This is a genomic window from Niastella caeni, from assembly GCF_004834005.1.
GTDB lineage: Bacteria > Bacteroidota > Bacteroidia > Chitinophagales > Chitinophagaceae > Niastella > Niastella caeni.
The window spans coordinates 1-17,591 of the sequence record NZ_STFF01000001.1; the positions used below are offsets into that span (position 1 = coordinate 1).

21 protein-coding genes and 3 tRNA genes are annotated in these 17,591 nt (G+C 38.0%); 10 read left to right on the forward strand and 14 right to left on the reverse strand.

Annotated features, from left to right (window positions below):
• A partial coding sequence (locus tag FAM09_RS00005; protein ID WP_153825432.1) for an integrase core domain-containing protein occupies positions 1–416 on the forward strand: 416 nt, incomplete at its 5' end.
• 534 nt (positions 417–950) lie between these two features.
• Here the strand turns inward: FAM09_RS00005 and FAM09_RS00010 are convergent.
• Entirely contained in the window at positions 951–1,223 is a 273-nt protein-coding gene (locus FAM09_RS00010; RefSeq protein WP_136575029.1) for a hypothetical protein, read from the reverse strand.
• 86 nt (positions 1,224–1,309) lie between these two features.
• Between FAM09_RS00010 and FAM09_RS00015 the strand changes: the two genes are divergently transcribed.
• The 5 genes from FAM09_RS00015 to FAM09_RS00035 all read left to right on the forward strand — a co-directional run bounded on the left by FAM09_RS00015 (position 1,310) and on the right by FAM09_RS00035 (position 4,412).
• Positions 1,310–1,888, forward strand: a complete 579-nt coding sequence (locus FAM09_RS00015; protein WP_136575030.1) for a TetR/AcrR family transcriptional regulator — start codon at positions 1,310–1,312, stop codon at positions 1,886–1,888.
• Between the two features lie 158 nt (positions 1,889–2,046).
• Entirely contained in the window at positions 2,047–2,253 is a 207-nt protein-coding gene (locus tag FAM09_RS00020; protein ID WP_136575031.1) for a hypothetical protein, read from the forward strand.
• Positions 2,254–2,432: 179 nt separating this feature from the next.
• Positions 2,433–3,236: an SDR family NAD(P)-dependent oxidoreductase gene (locus FAM09_RS00025; protein WP_136575032.1), complete on the forward strand. Its 804-nt coding sequence runs from the start codon at positions 2,433–2,435 to the stop codon at positions 3,234–3,236.
• Between the two features lie 51 nt (positions 3,237–3,287).
• A complete protein-coding gene (locus FAM09_RS00030; RefSeq protein ID WP_136575033.1) occupies positions 3,288–4,031 on the forward strand; it encodes an SDR family oxidoreductase in 744 nt (247 codons plus the stop codon).
• Between the two features lie 69 nt (positions 4,032–4,100).
• On the forward strand, positions 4,101–4,412 hold the full coding sequence (locus tag FAM09_RS00035) for a putative quinol monooxygenase (RefSeq protein WP_136575034.1): 312 nt from the start codon (positions 4,101–4,103) through the stop codon (positions 4,410–4,412).
• Positions 4,413–4,493: 81 nt separating this feature from the next.
• Here the strand turns inward: FAM09_RS00035 and FAM09_RS00040 are convergent.
• From FAM09_RS00040 to FAM09_RS00055, 4 genes are all read right to left on the reverse strand, one after another.
• Positions 4,494–4,579: transfer RNA gene (locus FAM09_RS00040), tRNA-Leu, on the reverse strand.
• Positions 4,580–4,675: 96 nt separating this feature from the next.
• Positions 4,676–4,751 (reverse strand) — tRNA-Gly (locus FAM09_RS00045).
• 265 nt (positions 4,752–5,016) lie between these two features.
• Positions 5,017–5,220: a hypothetical protein gene (locus FAM09_RS00050; RefSeq protein ID WP_136575035.1), complete on the reverse strand. Its 204-nt coding sequence runs from the start codon at positions 5,218–5,220 to the stop codon at positions 5,017–5,019.
• Between the two features lie 45 nt (positions 5,221–5,265).
• On the reverse strand, positions 5,266–6,294 hold the full coding sequence (locus FAM09_RS00055; protein WP_136575036.1) for a glycosyltransferase family 2 protein: 1,029 nt from the start codon (positions 6,292–6,294) through the stop codon (positions 5,266–5,268).
• Positions 6,295–6,358: 64 nt separating this feature from the next.
• Between FAM09_RS00055 and FAM09_RS00060 the strand changes: the two genes are divergently transcribed.
• Both FAM09_RS00060 and FAM09_RS00065 read left to right on the forward strand, forming a co-directional pair.
• Entirely contained in the window at positions 6,359–7,507 is a 1,149-nt protein-coding gene (locus FAM09_RS00060) for a sensor histidine kinase (protein ID WP_136575037.1), read from the forward strand.
• 65 nt (positions 7,508–7,572) lie between these two features.
• Positions 7,573–7,659, forward strand: a tRNA-Leu gene (locus tag FAM09_RS00065).
• A gap of 1,207 nt (positions 7,660–8,866) precedes the next feature.
• On the opposite strand, the gene FAM09_RS00070 is transcribed toward FAM09_RS00065, so the two are convergent.
• The 9 genes from FAM09_RS00070 to FAM09_RS00110 form a co-directional block, all read right to left on the reverse strand.
• Positions 8,867–9,310, reverse strand: a complete 444-nt coding sequence (locus FAM09_RS00070; protein WP_136575038.1) for an SRPBCC family protein — start codon at positions 9,308–9,310, stop codon at positions 8,867–8,869.
• Between the two features lie 11 nt (positions 9,311–9,321).
• Positions 9,322–9,768: a DinB family protein gene (locus FAM09_RS00075; protein WP_136575039.1), complete on the reverse strand. Its 447-nt coding sequence runs from the start codon at positions 9,766–9,768 to the stop codon at positions 9,322–9,324.
• A gap of 17 nt (positions 9,769–9,785) precedes the next feature.
• Positions 9,786–10,112, reverse strand: coding sequence for an ArsR/SmtB family transcription factor (locus FAM09_RS00080; RefSeq protein WP_136575040.1), 327 nt, complete (start codon positions 10,110–10,112; stop codon positions 9,786–9,788).
• A 3-nt stretch (positions 10,113–10,115) separates the two neighbouring features.
• The gene (locus FAM09_RS00085; RefSeq protein WP_136575041.1) at positions 10,116–10,877 is read right to left on the reverse strand and encodes an NADPH-dependent F420 reductase; all 762 of its coding nucleotides are present in this window, start codon (positions 10,875–10,877) and stop codon (positions 10,116–10,118) included.
• A 7-nt stretch (positions 10,878–10,884) separates the two neighbouring features.
• Positions 10,885–11,316: an SRPBCC family protein gene (locus FAM09_RS00090; RefSeq protein WP_136575042.1), complete on the reverse strand. Its 432-nt coding sequence runs from the start codon at positions 11,314–11,316 to the stop codon at positions 10,885–10,887.
• 412 nt (positions 11,317–11,728) lie between these two features.
• Positions 11,729–12,370 (reverse strand): alanine--tRNA ligase-related protein, encoded by a 642-nt coding sequence (locus tag FAM09_RS00095; RefSeq protein WP_136575043.1) that lies wholly within the window; start codon positions 12,368–12,370, stop codon positions 11,729–11,731.
• Between the two features lie 901 nt (positions 12,371–13,271).
• Positions 13,272–13,562, reverse strand: coding sequence for a hypothetical protein (locus tag FAM09_RS00100; RefSeq protein WP_136575044.1), 291 nt, complete (start codon positions 13,560–13,562; stop codon positions 13,272–13,274).
• 96 nt (positions 13,563–13,658) lie between these two features.
• Positions 13,659–14,213 (reverse strand): hypothetical protein, encoded by a 555-nt coding sequence (locus FAM09_RS00105; RefSeq protein ID WP_136575045.1) that lies wholly within the window; start codon positions 14,211–14,213, stop codon positions 13,659–13,661.
• A 404-nt stretch (positions 14,214–14,617) separates the two neighbouring features.
• Positions 14,618–15,865, reverse strand: coding sequence for a TlpA family protein disulfide reductase (locus tag FAM09_RS00110; RefSeq protein WP_136575046.1), 1,248 nt, complete (start codon positions 15,863–15,865; stop codon positions 14,618–14,620).
• 566 nt (positions 15,866–16,431) lie between these two features.
• Between FAM09_RS00110 and FAM09_RS00115 the strand changes: the two genes are divergently transcribed.
• Together FAM09_RS00115 and FAM09_RS00120 are read left to right on the forward strand one after the other, a co-directional pair.
• The gene (locus FAM09_RS00115; protein WP_136575047.1) at positions 16,432–16,944 is read left to right on the forward strand and encodes an inclusion body family protein; all 513 of its coding nucleotides are present in this window, start codon (positions 16,432–16,434) and stop codon (positions 16,942–16,944) included.
• A gap of 67 nt (positions 16,945–17,011) precedes the next feature.
• On the forward strand, positions 17,012–17,590 hold the full coding sequence (locus FAM09_RS00120) for an AidA/PixA family protein (RefSeq protein WP_136575048.1): 579 nt from the start codon (positions 17,012–17,014) through the stop codon (positions 17,588–17,590).
• Position 17,591 lies beyond the last annotated feature (1 nt).

Genomic DNA, 17,591 nt, shown 5'->3' on the forward strand with positions numbered 1-17,591 from the left:
ACCGGCTTTACGCCAAACGGGCTCTTATCCATCATTCTGACAGGGGTTCACAATATTGTTCTGCTGATTATGTGCGCATACTAAAGGAAAATGAAATAGCTATCAGCATGACAGAAAATGGTGATCCCTATGAAAATGCCCTGGCCGAACGGGTTAATGGAATTCTTAAAACAGAGTTTAACCTTTACAGTTCTTCCTGTGGTTTTGAACAAACCTGTGAACTGATTAAGAACAGCATAACAGCATATAATGAGCACAGGCCTCATGGTAGCTGTGATCTGTTAACTCCAGCCCAGGCTCATCTAAAACAAGGCATTTTAACTAAAAGATGGAAGCAATACCCTAAAAAAAGGGTTGATAGCAATCTGCAGTCTGAAAATGTAATTCAGGAAATACAGCCTCTTACCGCAATGTAGCAACCAGTAAAAAGAGGCGGGGCGGCTCCCTTTTTTAAGCCAGGCCCCGCCTCTTTTTACGGATTAACAAAACCAATCCTTATTTTTGAAAACTCAAACTGTAAAGCAACTTCAGGATTATCACTTGCTTGTGTATAGCTTCTTCAGGACTATCTGCCGCTTGTGTATAGTTGCTTCAGGATTTATTCTTCACCTGTATAGTTATGTTAGGACGAGACAAGTAGCCGCATTTATGACTAACTATGCCGCATCTATAACTAACATTGGAGCAATCTGACTAAACACCGGAGCAATCTTTTAAAAATGGAGCACCCTGACTAAACATTGGCGCAACCTTATAAAACTTTGGAGCAACCCTATACAACATTGACCAATAAGTGCATAACTTTCGTGTAAAGTTCTGTACTTACATGCACAAGTTACATACTTATGTTGAATAGTTATGAACTGATGCTCCATAGTGAGTCATAGATGATCTAAATAGAATTATCGATACAAAATAATACGTAATTGATCTATGTTAATGAACGAGGGTTAATACATAGTTAGCAAGGATAACTGCATAAATACGCATTGGAAGATAATAATTGGCCACTTATATACTATACGGATTTTATAAAAATATTCCAGAGTGCCTTGCGGTAATAAATAGCCCATCAATTCTTTTGCCGCATCCGTAGCAACATGGCCGGCTGCCTGTGAAAATAATAACGAACCTAAACAGACTGCTAACAGCTGAAAGAACAGGCTCGCCCCCAGGTGAGGTAGTGGCGTACGCTCACCAACTACAAGAATGCAGTGTTCCATTGTAAAATATGAATTGAAATAATTTTTCAATATTATTTTGTACTTATGGGTACAGTATATATCTTTACACCGGGAATAGAGAAAATATGGCAGGAAGACCAAAAATATATGACGAAGAAAAAGCTCTCGACAACGCTATTGAGGTGTTTTGGGAAAAGGGATATGAAAATGCTACTCCAAATGAGCTCCTGAGTGCAATGGGCATTGGTAAAGGCAGTTTTTATCTCGCTTATAAAGGAGGGAAACAGGAATTGTTTGAAAAATCAGTGAGGCGTTTTTTCAGCCTCTACCCTAAACCTTTTCTGGAAGTACTTAAAACCATCGATAACCCTACAGAAGCCATTAGATCCTATTTCTATGTGATGGCCGATCCAAAAACAGGTTTTTATAAGCGTGGATGTTATTTCGCAAATACTGTGGTGCAGGCGGAAGATAAAGCTTTAAAAAAAATAGCTGGGGAACAAATTTTGACTATTGCACATGCCTTTACGGATGCAATGAAAAAAGCAAAAAAATCAGGCCATATTAAAACAAACCTTTCACCTGAACTTTTGGAATTATATTTTATCAACTTATGGAACGGATTAAACGTTACCAGGAACATAGTAAAAGATCCGGCAAAACTGAAAGCACTAATTGACCTGAACCTTAAAATACTGGAATAAATTTTTTTTGCACAATTATGTACTTGCGGGTACAGTACTATTCACTATAAATCAAAATATCATTATGAACATAGACAGCAGTTAGTCATCAGAGACCAGGCAGTTTAACTATTTTTTTAACCATTATTGTACTCGCAGGTACATATTAAAAGATTTTTATGAAGAATATAAAATTCACTACGTTGCTTTTTGCGACAACTCTATTTGCAATCAATCAGGCACATTCACAAAAAACAAATAGTAAACAAATGGAATCCACTGCTTTGATTGCAACAACACAATACGCAACCATCGACAACAAAAAAATTGGTTACCGCAAATTCATGCCCCTGCGTTCCCGGTCGAAAACTGGTATCCAATGGTAAAGAAAACATCTACGCTTCAAATTATAGTTATGCCCGAAGCTGGCCACGCCACCCAGGACCAATATCCGGAATTAATATCAGGCTACATCAATACTTTCCTTAAGAACTAATCACTAATCAAACCTGGCAGCAGTGGTATTGCAATAATCATCATGTCAGATTTATAAAAGTTTACTACAATGAAAAAGACAATATTAATTACAGGCGCATCATCAGGTTTTGGATTAATGCTTGCAAATAATCTTCACGAAAGAGGTTTTAATGTCATCGGTACAAGCCGGGAACCTGAGAAATTCAAAGGAAAAGTTTCCTTCAAGCTTTTACGATTAGATATTGACGATGATAATTCTATAAGGTCTTTCACTGAGCAATTATTCTCACAAATCAGGCAATTAGATGTATTGGTTAACAATGCAGGCTTTATGGTAACAGGACTTGCAGAAGAAACACCGGTTGAGGTGGGTAGACGACAGTTTGAAACCAATTTTTGGGGTACGGTTAAGGTTACGAATGCCCTATTGCCTTATTTCAGAAAACAAAAGCATGGGCAGATCATCACCGTAAGTTCTATCGTTGGCTTAATCGGCCCACCCAATCTGTCTTATTATTCTGCTTCAAAACATGCAGTTGAAGGCTACTTTAAATCGTTACGTTTTGAATTAAATCAATTCAATATTAAAGTAAGTGTGGTTGAACCTGTTTGGTTTAAAACCAATATCGGTCATAATTCATATTCGGCAACCGGTAACATAGCAGACTATGATGTTTACAGAAAACAGGTTAATGCGCTAACTAAAAAAAGTTTGGAAGAAGCAGAAGCACCGGATGCGGTTGTAAATACGATCTCAAAATTGATTGATACAAAGGAACCAAAGTTTAGCAACCCCGTAGGAAAAATGACTGGTATGATTCTCTTCCTGCAAAGTTATGTACCCAAAATGTTTGAAGGATCAATATTAAAAAGCGTGAAAACAGCCAATTAAGTATGTTATTGGTGTAACGCAATTATATAAAATATTAATTAAAGAATTAAAATGAATATTACAAATAAAACCGTTCTCATCACCGGTGGTGGATCAGGAATTGGTTTCGAAATCGCAAAATTATTAAGCGCCAGAGGAAACAAAATCATAATTATTGGCAGAACTGAAAGTAAGTTAAATGCAGCAGTCAAATCATTGTCCAATACAATTGCCATACGCTGTGACATCAACAGTAAAAGCGATGTAAAAGATCTTATAGCCCAGGTATCAGAAAAGCATCCGGAATTAAGTGTGCTGATCAATAATGCCGGTCGTGCTTTTGCCTATACACATGCAGAGAGCGCAGGCGCTTTTGAAAAATCGACAGCAGAATTTGCTACCAATTATTTTTCACTGGTTCGTTTGACGGAGGGCTTTCTTTCAATTCTAAAAAAACAGCCGGAAGCGGCAATTGTTAACGTAACTTCTATCGTTGCCTTTTCTCCTACGGCAAAGTTGCCTTCTTATTCAGATAGTAAGGCTGCTGTACACTCTTATACGCTTTCACTTAGGCACACCCTGGCAAAGGACACGTCAATCAAAGTTTTTGAACTGATGCCTCCTTTGGTTAATACCGAGTTTTCCAAAGAAATAGGTGGCGAAGAAAACGGGATTCCTCCTATTGAAGTTGCACAGGGATTAATAGACGGTATTGAAAAGGACGACTTTGAAATCAAGATCGGTCAGACAGCAGATTTCAGAAAGTTTTATTTATCAGCTCCTGCTGAAGCATTTGAAATGATGAACCAGGGATAGTTTTTATTTGCTGGAGTTCAATTTGGCATTTGCCTTAAAGAACTCCAGCATTCCCTTTAAACAATTTTTATGAAAAACGATAAAATTATCACACATGTAAAACTCACAGTACGTCCTGAGTTCATAGAGGAGGTATTGCCACCGGCAGATCATATAAGGAAACATACCTTGCTTGAAGAAGGATGCGAAAGCTTCATGCTGATGAGAAAATCCAACGAGCCCAATAAGCTTATAATTATTGCGATATACGCTTCAAGGCAAGAATATGATTGGCATCTTGAGCAGGACTACATAAAAGTCTTTTTTTCTTTTCTCGAAGGAAAGCTAATGGCACCGCCCACGACGTACTATCTCGAAGAATGCCCCAACTTTCCAACCTGATCCAATATTTGTTCGATATACCCACCAGGGATCGCAACAAAAAAGCCTCGTAAACTTTCGTTTACAAGGCTTTACATTTCGTACCCGGGATGGGAGTTGAACCCACACTCCCGTTGCGGGGAACAGGATTTTAAGTCCTGCGTGTCTACCAGTTCCACCACCCGGGTAAACCTTATTCTTAAATCTACACCAAATACCTGATCCCGGTACTTCACCTTAGGATCTTTGTGAAACAAAAAATTCCATCTTTCGGATGGAATTCTTGGAGCGGAAGACGAGGCTCGAACCCGCGACCTCAACCTTGGCAAGGTTGCGCTCTACCAACTGAGCTACTTCCGCTTGTATGACTTTTTTAAAGAACGTTTTATATTTATTGTTTACAGCCGCGACCTCAATCCGCCAGCTGGCGGATTGCGCTCTACCAACTGAGCTACTTCCGCATTCAATCGCCAAAGCGTTTATACAAAGGCGATAATTATTTTGAAAAGATCTCTTTTTCCTTTTTTACTTCAGCTTATCTTTTTGTGATTCACTGCTTTCGTAATTGGGACTGCAAAAATAGGAATTGTATACTTTCAACCAAATTTTTCTCGCTAAAAATCATTTATTTATACTGCGGAGTGTATTGGGTGCTCGCAGGCACTTCCACCTTGGGCTTACCTTTATAACGTTGTGTATACAGGCTGTAGCAACCGCCCAGTACAAATGCAAGAATACAGAATACTTGCAGGTAAAACAGAAATACAGATGAATTTACCCAGTTTCTTTTAAAGTCTTTATCGCGGGGATCTTTTTCCAGATTTTCCATAACTCATTTGATTGCAGTGCAAAAATAATAGTTCAAACCAAAAATTCACCTTTTATTATCAACAATTTCTGTAAAAGTCTTTTTGCCTTTTACAAAATGGCCCCACACCACGCTTTTATGCAGATAACCATGCAGTTCGCTCTTCTTTTTTGGCGGAAAAAGTGCCTTTTTTCGCTTCACGAACAGCCAGGTCAAAAAAGCGGCATGCGCTTTCATTACCGACCGGTAATAGGTTTTTTGTCCGGCCAACAGCGATTTAAAAGCCGAAATATAATCCAGCCAAAACCGGTACGAGATCTTCCAGGTAGCTTCCCACCGCGGCATATTTTTCGCCATCATCACCAGGTTATTCCTGAAATTCAGCAACACCTTGCGGGCATTTCCCTTAGGCAAAGTACCGCCACCTACGTGATACACAACAGATTGTGGACAGGCAAATACCCGGTAGCCCGCCAATTGCAGCCGCCAGCAAAAGTCGATCTCTTCCTGGTGCGCAAAAAAGTATTCATCCAGTCCGCCCAGGGCATGATACACATTGGCCCGTACAAACATAGCCGCACCGCTGGCCCAGAAAATAGGCTCCGCCGTATCGTACTGCCCTTCGTCTTTCTCACAAACATCAAAAATGCGCCCCCGGGCAAAGGGATAGCCCAGGCAATCGAGCCAGCCACCGGCCGCACCCGCATATTCAAACAATTCTTTATTAAAGAACTGTAAGATCTTAGGCTGACAAGCCGCTATCGTTGCATCCTTTTCCAGCAGTTCCACCATGGCATCGAGCCAATTGGGCGTTACTTCCACGTCTGAATTCAACAGCACGTAATAATTCGATTGAACCTGCTTCAGGCCCTCATTGTAGCCTTGCGCAAATCCATAATTGCCTTTGTTTTGAATAATGCGCACAGTAGGCCATTGCTCCTGCAGATATTGAACCGAATCGTCGGTAGACGCATTATCAATCACCACCACTTCTTTATTATTATAGGTAGTCGCCAGCACAGACGGTAAAAACTGCTGCAGAAAATTACGTCCATTCCAGTTAAGGATTACTATAGATACGAGTGGATTCGTCATGCTGGTGTAAAAATAATTCAACCAATTAAAGGATGCAAAGGAACGGTTTTTATAAATTAGACGAATGATTCAACCGCTTTTTAACTGGAGAACCGGATTAGCCCTCATTGCCATAGCAATTGTAAGCGGTACTATTTTCTATTCGCAATACCTGGCGCGGAAAATTGCCCGCGAAGAAAGGCAAAAAGTAGAAGAATGGGTAGAAGCTACCAAATTGTTGCTGTCTGACACCACCGGGTTGAGCGATAAACTGGTAAGCATCATCATTGCCGAAAATAATACCGTACCCATTATAGTTACTGATGAAAAAGGACATATACTCGATCATGTGAACCTCGATTCGGCCAGTGTTGCCAGTGACAGTAATTATGTTCGCAGAAAATTAATTGAATTCCGCTCGCAAAACCCCACCATTGAATGGGTTGATCCGCTGAACCCGGCCGAAAAAAACCTGTACAATTACGGTCATACTTCCTTGTTAAACCAGGTACGGTATTATCCGTTGGTACAGTTATTTATTGTGAGCATGTTTATTATAATTACCATTCTCGCGCTGACCACCAGTTTTCGTTCGTCGCAAAACCAGGTTTGGGCAGGAATGGCCAAGGAAACGGCACATCAATTGGGCACGCCATTAACGTCGCTGCAGGGTTGGGTAGAAATAATGAAAGAAAATTATTCCGACGAAAAGATCGTGCAGGAGATGGAAAAAGATGTGGACCGGTTAAAGCTAGTGTCTGACAGGTTCGGGAAAATTGGCAGCACGCCGCACCTGGAGAAACATAATATTGTAGCCCAGATAGCCAGTATGGTTGAATACATTCGCAAACGCGCACCCGGTAAAGTGCAGTTTGTACTGAACTCCCGTAATATAAATGAGATCTACACCATGATCTCCCCTCCCCTGTTTGACTGGGTAATTGAAAACCTGCTGAAAAATGCCCTGGATGCCATGGAAGGAAAAGGCATGATCACCCTCCATATCTGGCAGCAGGACGCACAAACTTTTATTGATGTGACCGATACCGGCAAGGGGATCTCCAAACAGAATGTTAGCAAGGTTTTTAAACCGGGATTCACCACCAAAAAACGTGGCTGGGGCCTGGGTTTGAGCCTTTCCAAACGGATCATTGAGCAATATCATAAAGGGCAATTATTTGTGAAGCACTCTGAACCGGGAAAGGGAACTACGTTTAGGATTGTTTTGAAATAAGGAGGTTTCAGAAATTCTTTCGCAACATATCAGTAAATCAATTAAATTTGCGACCCAATTAAAGTGCCCAGGTGTTGAAACTGGTAGACAAGCCACTTTGAGGTGGTGGTGCTGGAAACGGCGTGCAAGTTCGAATCTTGTCCTGGGCACCAAAAACAAAAAGGGCTTTAAGTCGTTAGACTTGAGGCCTTTTTAGTTTATGTTAATTTCGCCTTTTATAGCTTGAATTCTTAAGTACTTGTAAAGGAATGGTTTGTATGGTTCGATTCCTGACGCCGGGGTATAGCAGAAAACCCCATGTTGTTTGCTGGCGATCACTCACCCCATAAATGATAAACCGCCATTTCTGATTTGTTATTGTTTATGACAACAAAGTCGTTTAGTTCGATCGAATCGTCAGCGCCTGGCTTAATTGTAATCCAACCTGTTTTGAATTTGTAAATGGACACTTGTCCGCCGAACCATCGCGGAAAATCAGTCAAATGTGCGTCATTTAAAAGAGTGTCAGAAAAACCACTACTTGTCAATGGAAAGATTGACTTGCCATTGTAAGCCCACCTGCTTGTCTGCTCATGAATAAAATTTGAACTATCAACAAGCGTCCAACCAGTTCAACCGGAACAGCAAAACAGCAACCACCACAGTTAGGCGTAGGGTTGCCTTGGCTTGCGCTTTCAAAATATTTCTCTGAAGCATTTCAATATTATTCTTCTGAACGTAACCGCCCTGTTGAATAAAGTACCATCCCATTACCGTTATTATTATACCGCAAACATGAATTTTTTGAAGGACTAAGAGAAGACAAATACGCCGAGTTTATTGACGAAAACCAGCGTTCAGAAAAAGATAAGATTACGTTTTACCAACAGAATACAAATATTGAAGGTTAAGCTCAAAAATTGTCATCATTTCCTCGCAGCTTAGATACTTTCTATCGTTGCCATAATTATTCCAGTTGTCAGCTAACCGATTTAAAAGAATATCTAAACACTCATTAAGTGGTTTCATAGCAAAAGTTTTGGTGTCTTGCGTTAATCTGTCAATTATCAAGGATATGTCCAGCCAGTAAGAGTCTTTACCCCTGTCACTCCCCGAATAAAAAAGCACTGCTCATTAGGCATTGCCACTAACGTTGAAGCATTGGCAATGTGGCGGCATTCATTAAACGTTCAGCCCGGAACCAATGCTGATTAAAGATACAAAAGCTCATTGTTAATTCTACTGCTTGGCGTTATTCGTCTGCCGAAACCGAAGCTAAATAGCGAACAAAAAGCTGAGTATATATTCGTCGCCCCGCCATATACGCCAATGCAATGTTAGCGGGTCGTTGTTTCATCCTGGGCTATTTGTCTTTTGGGGTTATAATTTTGTTTGGCTAATTAAAGGCATTAGTTTGTTTTGCAAATATCTTGTCCAGGATGGTGCACAGGAATTATAACATTCAATTTCAGGTGTTAGTCCTTCGTGAGTGAATGTAAGTTGTGTTTTGTTTTCTTTCTTCGAGATGTCAAAAATAATTTTGCTATTATTCCATTCATCTGATTTTTCTACAAACCCTAATGTACTGTCAGTTACAAGCCAAACTATTCTTTGATTTGGAATTAGCTCAACAATCTTTTGAGTGCATTGGTGCAAGCCACCTGCTGCATAAAAATGAAACACATCATTTAGCTTTTCGGTTTCACCTGTGAACTGTTCATTGTGATAACCTGTCCACCAATCTCTAACTTTAAGAATTGTCTGAAAGACTTCTTTTGGGGGTCGCTCTGTAGATAATACAAGTTTGAAGTTGTCTTTTTCCATAATGCTGAATTTTAAAATCTCTTTCCTTTTACGATTGTTGATGCTATTTGTCCACAATGGTGGGCATTATGGAGAAGAAGAATGGTATAAAGTTTTATCCGTGAAATTTTACCAAACCAACTAGTTTCAATTTCTTCTAACCATCCGTTTTCAGTAGTCACTTTTACAAGCTCCACAAGAGTTTGGTATCCTTTTTCAAACAGATTGCTACTTGTTGTTAAATCATATTCATTTCCTGAATCTACTTGTCCAATTGTAGTACCTTCTATATCTGTCTTGTATCCAAAAAAATGTGCTATTAAATTTGTGGTTTCTCCGATATGTCGGAAAATAAACCCTACGGATGCTGTTTTTTCGGTTAAACGAAAATGTACGTTTTCTAGGCTGATTTTGTCGAGTATCCTCAAGCAATCATTTCTGCTTTGTTCCAATTGTTGAAGCATTATTTCTTTTTTCATTTCCAATTTCCAAATTTTTAGTTAATTGTCTTTTTGTTGTTGAGTAGCTTTTCCAAATTCTTCAATTTGCTATTCCAGAATTGATCGAAGTGATTTATCCATTTTCTGATTTCTTCAAATCCTTTTTTATTGAGAGCACAATAATGTTCTCTGCCTACAATTTGAATGGAGATAAATCCTGCTGTCTGTAAAATTTTGATATGCTTTGAAACCGCTGGTCGACTCATTTCAAATTTTTCTGAAATGCTGTTTATGTTGTAGCTGTCTTTGGTAAGCATTTGTAAAATTTGTCGCCTACTTGGGTCTGCAATAACTTGAAAAACGTCAAGATTTGGTGTTGCCATTGCTTAATTGTTTAAAAGTGTTTCGTAAACAACACGATTATTTGTAACGCAGTCTTTGTACCAGTTCATCCAATTAGTAAACTCTTGCTTTAGTATAAATTGCAACGCAAGCTCACGTTTTAGGGCTAAAATATTCCGCTGAACTCTATCAAAATTATTTTTCAATTCTGGAATAGTTAAGTCGGTGCAATAAATTGGACTACCCGGTTGTTGTTTCCAGGAATTTGATAAATCGCCAATATCTACGGCATCAAAACCACTATCATTTACAAGCGAAGCAACAATTTGCTTTGATTTTTCGCTTTCGCCTGAAATGGGCAAAGCAATTCTGTTCTTTGAGCCTTTTGGAAGACCTTCTTTCAGAAGTGAACCTGCTAATATGCTGTTATATACTTTTATAACAGGTCGTTCGAGTTGGTTTGAAACCCAAATACTTTCAAATATTCCATTTTCTACTTCGCTAATCTTGCCATCTCTAATAGGGTAGTAATTTGTTGTATCAATAATTATGGTATCAGTAGCAATTCTTTTGCACAATTGCTTTGCCAAGTTTGGAATTTCAATGAATGGAATTGAAACAACCAACACATTAATATCTTCAACCACTTCAATTAAGGAAACAGCTTTTGTTCCAGTTTCTTTTTCAAGAGCATTGAGTTTTTCAATTCCACTCGCATTTGTGAATTTTATTTTGTGACCTGCTTTTGCATATTGCCTAATTAAGGTAGAGCCAATTTGACCCACACCTATTATTCCGATTTTCATAGTCAAACTATTTTTGTGTGTTAATGTGGGCAAGCATTTTTTCGGCTAACTTTAACCATCCGTCTGTCATACCAATAAATATTTCTGTATTGTGTTCCTTGAAGCCTGAATGTTTTAACTTCAATTTTGTACCTTTTCCGTATTGTTCTAATGTCCATTCACAAATGGTATTTAATGTATAAATTCCATTTCCTGAACCGCCTTTCCAACTGTATAAAAGTTTTCGATATGTTTCGATTTCGAGGACCTTACAATGAAAAACACCATCTAATTCAAGTTCAGGCATTGGCTTTGTAGTAAACTGAAATTCGTGTCCGAGTTCAAGTTTAAAATTGTTTGGCATCAGCCATAAAGCGATAAGTTCCGCTTGTGTGAGATATTCCCAAACTTCAGTGGGAGATTGCTCATAAATCCATTCGTGATTAATTTCTTTTTGCATATTATGTAACTTTTAGGTTACAAACTTATGCGTAACTTTTGGGTTACGCAAATTTTTGTCCAATTTTTTTCGAAGTCAATGGAAAGTTTTGAAAAAAGTGTCACTTTTTTACGCTTTCTATCACTATTTCTGACACATAATTGACACACTCAATGACACGCACAACCGCCGTAACAGACCGGCACACTTCAGGAACGCAGGAATTCAAATCCTCCAAAACTGCCCTAAAAAAATTCGTCAGCCCAAACCGCCGCTCAGTAAAGTAAATGCAGTTGATATTATATTCTGTTGCTCGGCTTTATTCATCCAGCCCGGACTACAGATGATAAGCGAACGGGACGATCAGTATATATTCTTCAGCCAGCATAGCAGAAAACCCCATTTTGGCTGCTGTAAAATTCGCTTCATTTTTTTAAGCCAAATAAATTTCTATTCGTTCTTTGCTTTTACCTTGTCTATCTCTTTTTAGTTTTAATGCACCAAGTTCACTGGTTCTTTTTATATGTGTGCCACCACAAGGAACTTGCCCAAAACCTTCAATTTTCCAATAGCGTATCTCGTCATCCTCGTTACTAAATGCACTTATAATTGGCTTGTCAGCTGCGATTAATTCTTTTGCCTTTTGTTCTAAAATTGGGAACATTTCTGAAATATTATTTTCCCAAATAAAATCAATTCTTGATTTCTCTGATGTAATGTTTGCACCAATTTTTTCTGGTCTGTTAAAATTTTGGTTCACAAGCTCTAAGATCACCTCTGCGGCAAAGTGAAGTTTCATAATCTTGTAGCGTTTGTCCCAGTCTATTTTTAATAGAACGGTGTCGCCAGTTTTCAAGTTGTGCCCATTGTCAATTGTATAATATATTTCTTTGCCATTTTTTTGTGCCTTGAGAATTTTGTAATCGTTGATAGTTCCATCGTCTGATTGTTGGCCGCCTGAAAAAGCATAAGCAATAGTTTCCTTAAGTGTTATGATATTTTCACTTACAGATGTTACAGTTGTTTGCAACTCGGTTTGATAAGGGTCATCCCAAAATACTTTTCTTACTGACATTTAAATTCCTTTTATGTTACGGCGCAAATACAATATAAATATTATTACCATTCAACAACCGTATCCATATTCCTGATTTTTGCTATTGGATGACAATTCGTGTTCTGCACACAGCTTCGCTTTATCAGTCACGGCATGGCAAATAATCAAAACCTTAGGAATAGGAGTAAGAGTAATGGATGGTAACCTTAACTATCTCCCGACAACGAGATTACTAAAAATCTGATGAAATTACCGAAGATGTTTTCACCCTTTATAATCGTTACAATTGAAGAATTCGGATAAGCCATTAAAAAAGCCTAAAATCACACCAGTAAGTTTATGATATTATTAAAATCTCTGATTGGTAAATCCAGCAGAATGCCTTTTTTCGTTTTGCCCCACCACTCCAGGCATAGAAGGCGAATAAGGTGCAGTTGCCCCGACGCGCACCTTGAAAATCGAAATAATTAACAGTCTGCAGCTGAAATTATTACATTCAATCCGTTTTATTATTAATGGTTTAAGCTTAAAAATAAACATCAAATCCTCCATCTCCTGGTCCGAAAACTCCATATTGTGCTACTATTCGTCTTCGAGTTTAGTAGGAGTAAATTTAATTGACTGTTTAATAAACTTAATCTTAGTTGTGTCCCATAAAACACTATCAGAGTTATAGTTTATCTTATTTCTCTTATAATCAACAATCACAGACTCTTCAAGGGTAGCTTTTCTTAGATTCCATTTCACCTTGTTTGAATCTGAGTTTAGCATATCCATTAGTTTAGCTAATCCGTTCGACTCTATAGTATCTTTTTTTAATCCAATTATTACCCACCGGAATGAAAGTTCTTGAATCAAATATTCTTTTTAACTACCTCAACGACATTTGTTTCTGAGACTTGAAATAGCTTATCGGGTTTTAATCCCATGAAAAGAGGAACATTATAATCGTAACCTGTCCCACAAACCAACCTTTTTGGTCTAATTGATAGTAATACAACTGTCCCGCAGAGTCCACTAAAAAGTGATAATTCATATAAAAAGGAACTGGCGGAGGAAGAGGGCCAGGAAGTAGCCCTTTTTCAACTGAATCCCGTTGCACGTTATAAGCATTAGAAACAAAGAAAATATTATCTGGATGTCCTTTGTCTTGAGTGCAAGAAAGAAAGAGAATTTCAATAAAAAAATAAATTGATATTCTGATGCTCATCCGTGGTCGGTCAGCCGGATATGTAGCTGATAGTAGCACTAAGATGAGGATTTATTCGTCGCCCCCTGCTGACGCAAAACTGAATGTTATGTGCATTTAGTTTGCAAATCTCGAACTAGTCAATACATTATGAAATGATTTTCCAAGTTCTTTGTCATAGTATTCAAAACTGAAGTCAAGTCCCTTACCTTTAAGTCTTCCGAAATAATGGTATGTATAGCCTGTGTCGCTCGTACTTTTTTTTATAAACTTAACTTGTTGAACTAGGAAATCAATGTTGTCAACTTTTTCAGTATAATATTTAGTGTCCAATACTGTCATTGTCGGTAGGTGGCGAATTTCATTGAAATACCATTCAGTGTCTTTGTCATGGTAGTCCTTCCAGCCTTTTGCGTCTAGTGTATCGTTCCATATAAAAGCACCAAGAAATCCTTTTTCTGTCTTACTAACAAAAAGTCTCAGGCTTGAACCATTTTCGGGGATAGATTCATTTAATGTCCCGTCCTTGTTAAAGGACGAGTCATTAAATGAAATGTTGCTTGGCACTTTAAATCTCCATCCAATATCTTTAATAAAGATTTGTCTGTTTGTGTTTGTCGTTGTTGAACATGACAATGTCAGTATGGAAAATATGATAAGTAGAGTCTTCATTAATTGCACATAACACTTAAATATATGCCGTTAACCGGTCTTGACCTAAAAAAACGGCATTGATAATCAAAGTAGTAGTATTCTCCTTTTTCATTGTTACGGCACAAATACAAAATAAAAATTCGATAATTAAGTGGGGCACATAGCCCTGTAAGTCAATTGATTTACAGGTTTTTTTTATTTCAGGCGTGTCAATTTTGTGCCCTTTTTCGGATCAGGTTGAAAAGCGTTCTGCCAACTTTTTCAGGATGAAGTAACCTGGTGCCAATGATCATGTCGAACAGTTCAACATGTTAGAGTCCTCATGTCAGCCACCATATTGCCAAACCGATGTGCATTTGCCTTGTCCATCGCCATTTATCGGTCAAAAGGTTAATTAAACTGTTATAGATAATTATTTTTTTTCACTTCTTTTTTATGCTGATATAAGTAATTTTTTTCTTTTCTTTCTCAATGTATATACCTTCCTTCTTTAAAACAGAAACCCATTCGTTAACGTCATTTTCTTTCCTTTCCATGGCAATGTTTACCTCATAATAATTGTCTGCGAGTGATGGGTTCAGTTCAACTCTATGTTTTATGATGTTCTCAATTTCACGGGCTATTTTTTTTGCGCTTATATAACCTTTAATAAATAATGAGTCACGCAAATTGATCTTGAATTGTTCAGGCTTGCCATCATCTTTTTTCATTAAAATGTCCCCACTTGTTTTTATATCTTTCAAAATAAACACGGTGGTGTCAATTTGTATCTTTTCCGTTTGCAGTCCGAAAACAGCATTTAATTGATTGATGAACAGATCGTCAAAATTGCCAAATAAGTTGGAGGATGAAAAAAGGAGATTATATCTGTTTGCCAGGTTAGTAGAATCAATATAGGCTAATGCTGCAGGAATGAGAAAGTGATACTTCGAAATTTCGCCATATGCAAGCTGGTAGAATTGCAAAACGTTTTGTGCTCTACATTCGTATTCTTTAATTTTTTCTACCGTATCAATAAATGTATTTACAAAATAGTCTTTAAGTATTCTCTTCGGCCTTTGATCATTTGTAATGCTTACTTCAGGCCTGTCGCCCAACTCACTATTAGATAATTCAAACCTGAATAGTTTGCTTGCATCCTCATTGTTTTGATATCTGGAAGCGATTTTCTTTTGCGGTATGTCAATCGACTTACCACCCAATAACAGGTCTATTTCCTTTTCGGTTAAGAAATTAGGTAGGGTCTGCGATTGAATTTTCCCGCCTTTGTCTACTATAACTGTATGTGGAATGCTTTGGTGTGGAAAAATTGCTTTCAACTGTTTGGTGCTATCAAAAACAAAATTGAAAGGATACTGGTTTTTGGTTATGAAATTTATCACTTTTGGCAAGCCTTCACTTGCCACGCAAACAACAAGCAAATCATTAGGATAAGCTTGTTTCAGTCTATTCACATGTGCCATTGCTTCTATACAAGGCATACACCAGGTTTCCCAAAATTCAAGAACTACAATCTTACCTTTTGATTGCCCCTTCAAATCATACCCTTGTAATGTATTCCCCTGAATTGATACAAGCTGTATACTTTCTATTGTTTTTTCAAATTCAGTAGTTTGACAAAAAACTTTTGAACAAACAAGCAAACACAAAAAACTAAAAAAAAATCTCATGATGATATTGTAATAATTAAAACTAAATAAAATTTGTTTTTATTCTCCGGATGTAAGGTAAATAGGTGACGCAAAGCGCTTAAATATATACCGTTAACCGGCTTTGGCTTAAAAAATCAGTATTGACAATTAAAAGTGTAGCATTCGCCTTTTAAATGTTACTTTTTTTAGTAAATGTGTGGCAAAACTATGCCTGAGCAAATGTTCACGTAGAAGAAACTTGCCATTTTATCTGAGACTTCTCAATATTTCACCTAAAGTATACAATCTGCCTATTATTGACCTGACATTATTTGTTAAATATAGAAGATGATCAGGGTATATTAATTTAAAGCAAAATGAAATCATATTTTCATAATGTGTGAGTATGCGTATAAACACCTGCTTGCAAAAATGCCGTAATTCCACGCTTGTAATCAATGTCACATCTGATCAACTTTGTGCATACAAAAGCTTTTGCAGTGGAGCAAAGCCCACTCTAATAAACGAACTGATCCCGTTCAGTTAATTCAGCGGGAGGCGTATTTCTGAAAAGCCTTACGAGTAAGACCTTAATCTATACAATCATGCCGAACAAAGTCATTAATGTCAATATCGTAATTGACACATCACGCCTCATGAACGATATTAAAAATCCAAGTAAAGATCAAAACAATCCTACAGGCATTAACCATACTTATCAGTACATGGTGGTATCTGACGGAGCCAGTATCAGCGGTCAGGGTACCGGCGACCTGAGCTTTCAGGCCAAACAGGGTGATGTAGTACGTTTTTATGCTACATCGGAGTACGACAATTTTGACCAACCTGTAATTGTTTACAGTCTCTTTAAATTTGGCGGAGATGACGTGTTCTTAAAACCAAATTTCGAATTTCAGGCGTTTCCCGGACACGACACAATAGTGCCCAGCGGCTTTAATCCGCTTTCAGTAAAAAAGGTTCAGCAGGATTTCTGGTTTGCTCAAAACACAGTAAACAAAAAGGGAACTGAAAATTATGGTTTGCGATTTGCATTGTACGATACAGACCTTAACCTTTACGGTTATTTCCAATGGGATCCTACCATTATCGCAAAATAATTAAACAAGGCGGGATATATGCAAGTGGCAGTTCCCGCCTTATTCCCTGTCACTCATCTATGTAGTTATGGAAGAAAATACTTCAAACGCTATATGGTTGCATTTCATTGTGCTTACCTCCCTGCTTACAGATCGCTTCAATACTGCAAGTTCAGACCCTTTAGCCCCTACTCCTCTATCAGCGGAATATATACAAGTGGTTAAGGTAAGCAGTACTGTGAATATTAAAGGGGATGATATTCCTGACCTAAGCACCAGTGAACTAAATATTATACCGCATGTGCTTGATATAACTGAAGATAGGGCAACTAACCTATACCTGCATGCAGCGTCGGATAGTTTCAATTATGATTCCCGTGTTATACTGTATAATGTACAGACCTACAAAGGTGATACTATTCTTGAGGGAAACGGAAATTTGCTCTTCTTCGAAGCCAAATCAACCATTACCCCGGTATCTTTCAATCCCCTGGAATGCGGATTAACGCATCGTGATTTCTGGTTTTATCATAATAAGATATTTGGAACAGGAACCGGAAACTATGGTATTTGCATTGCCATCTTTCAGGACAACGGAAACATATTTGGTTTTTTTGAATTGAAGCTTCAGCTTTTAATACGCCCTGAAGATACTTCCGGTGTTTAAC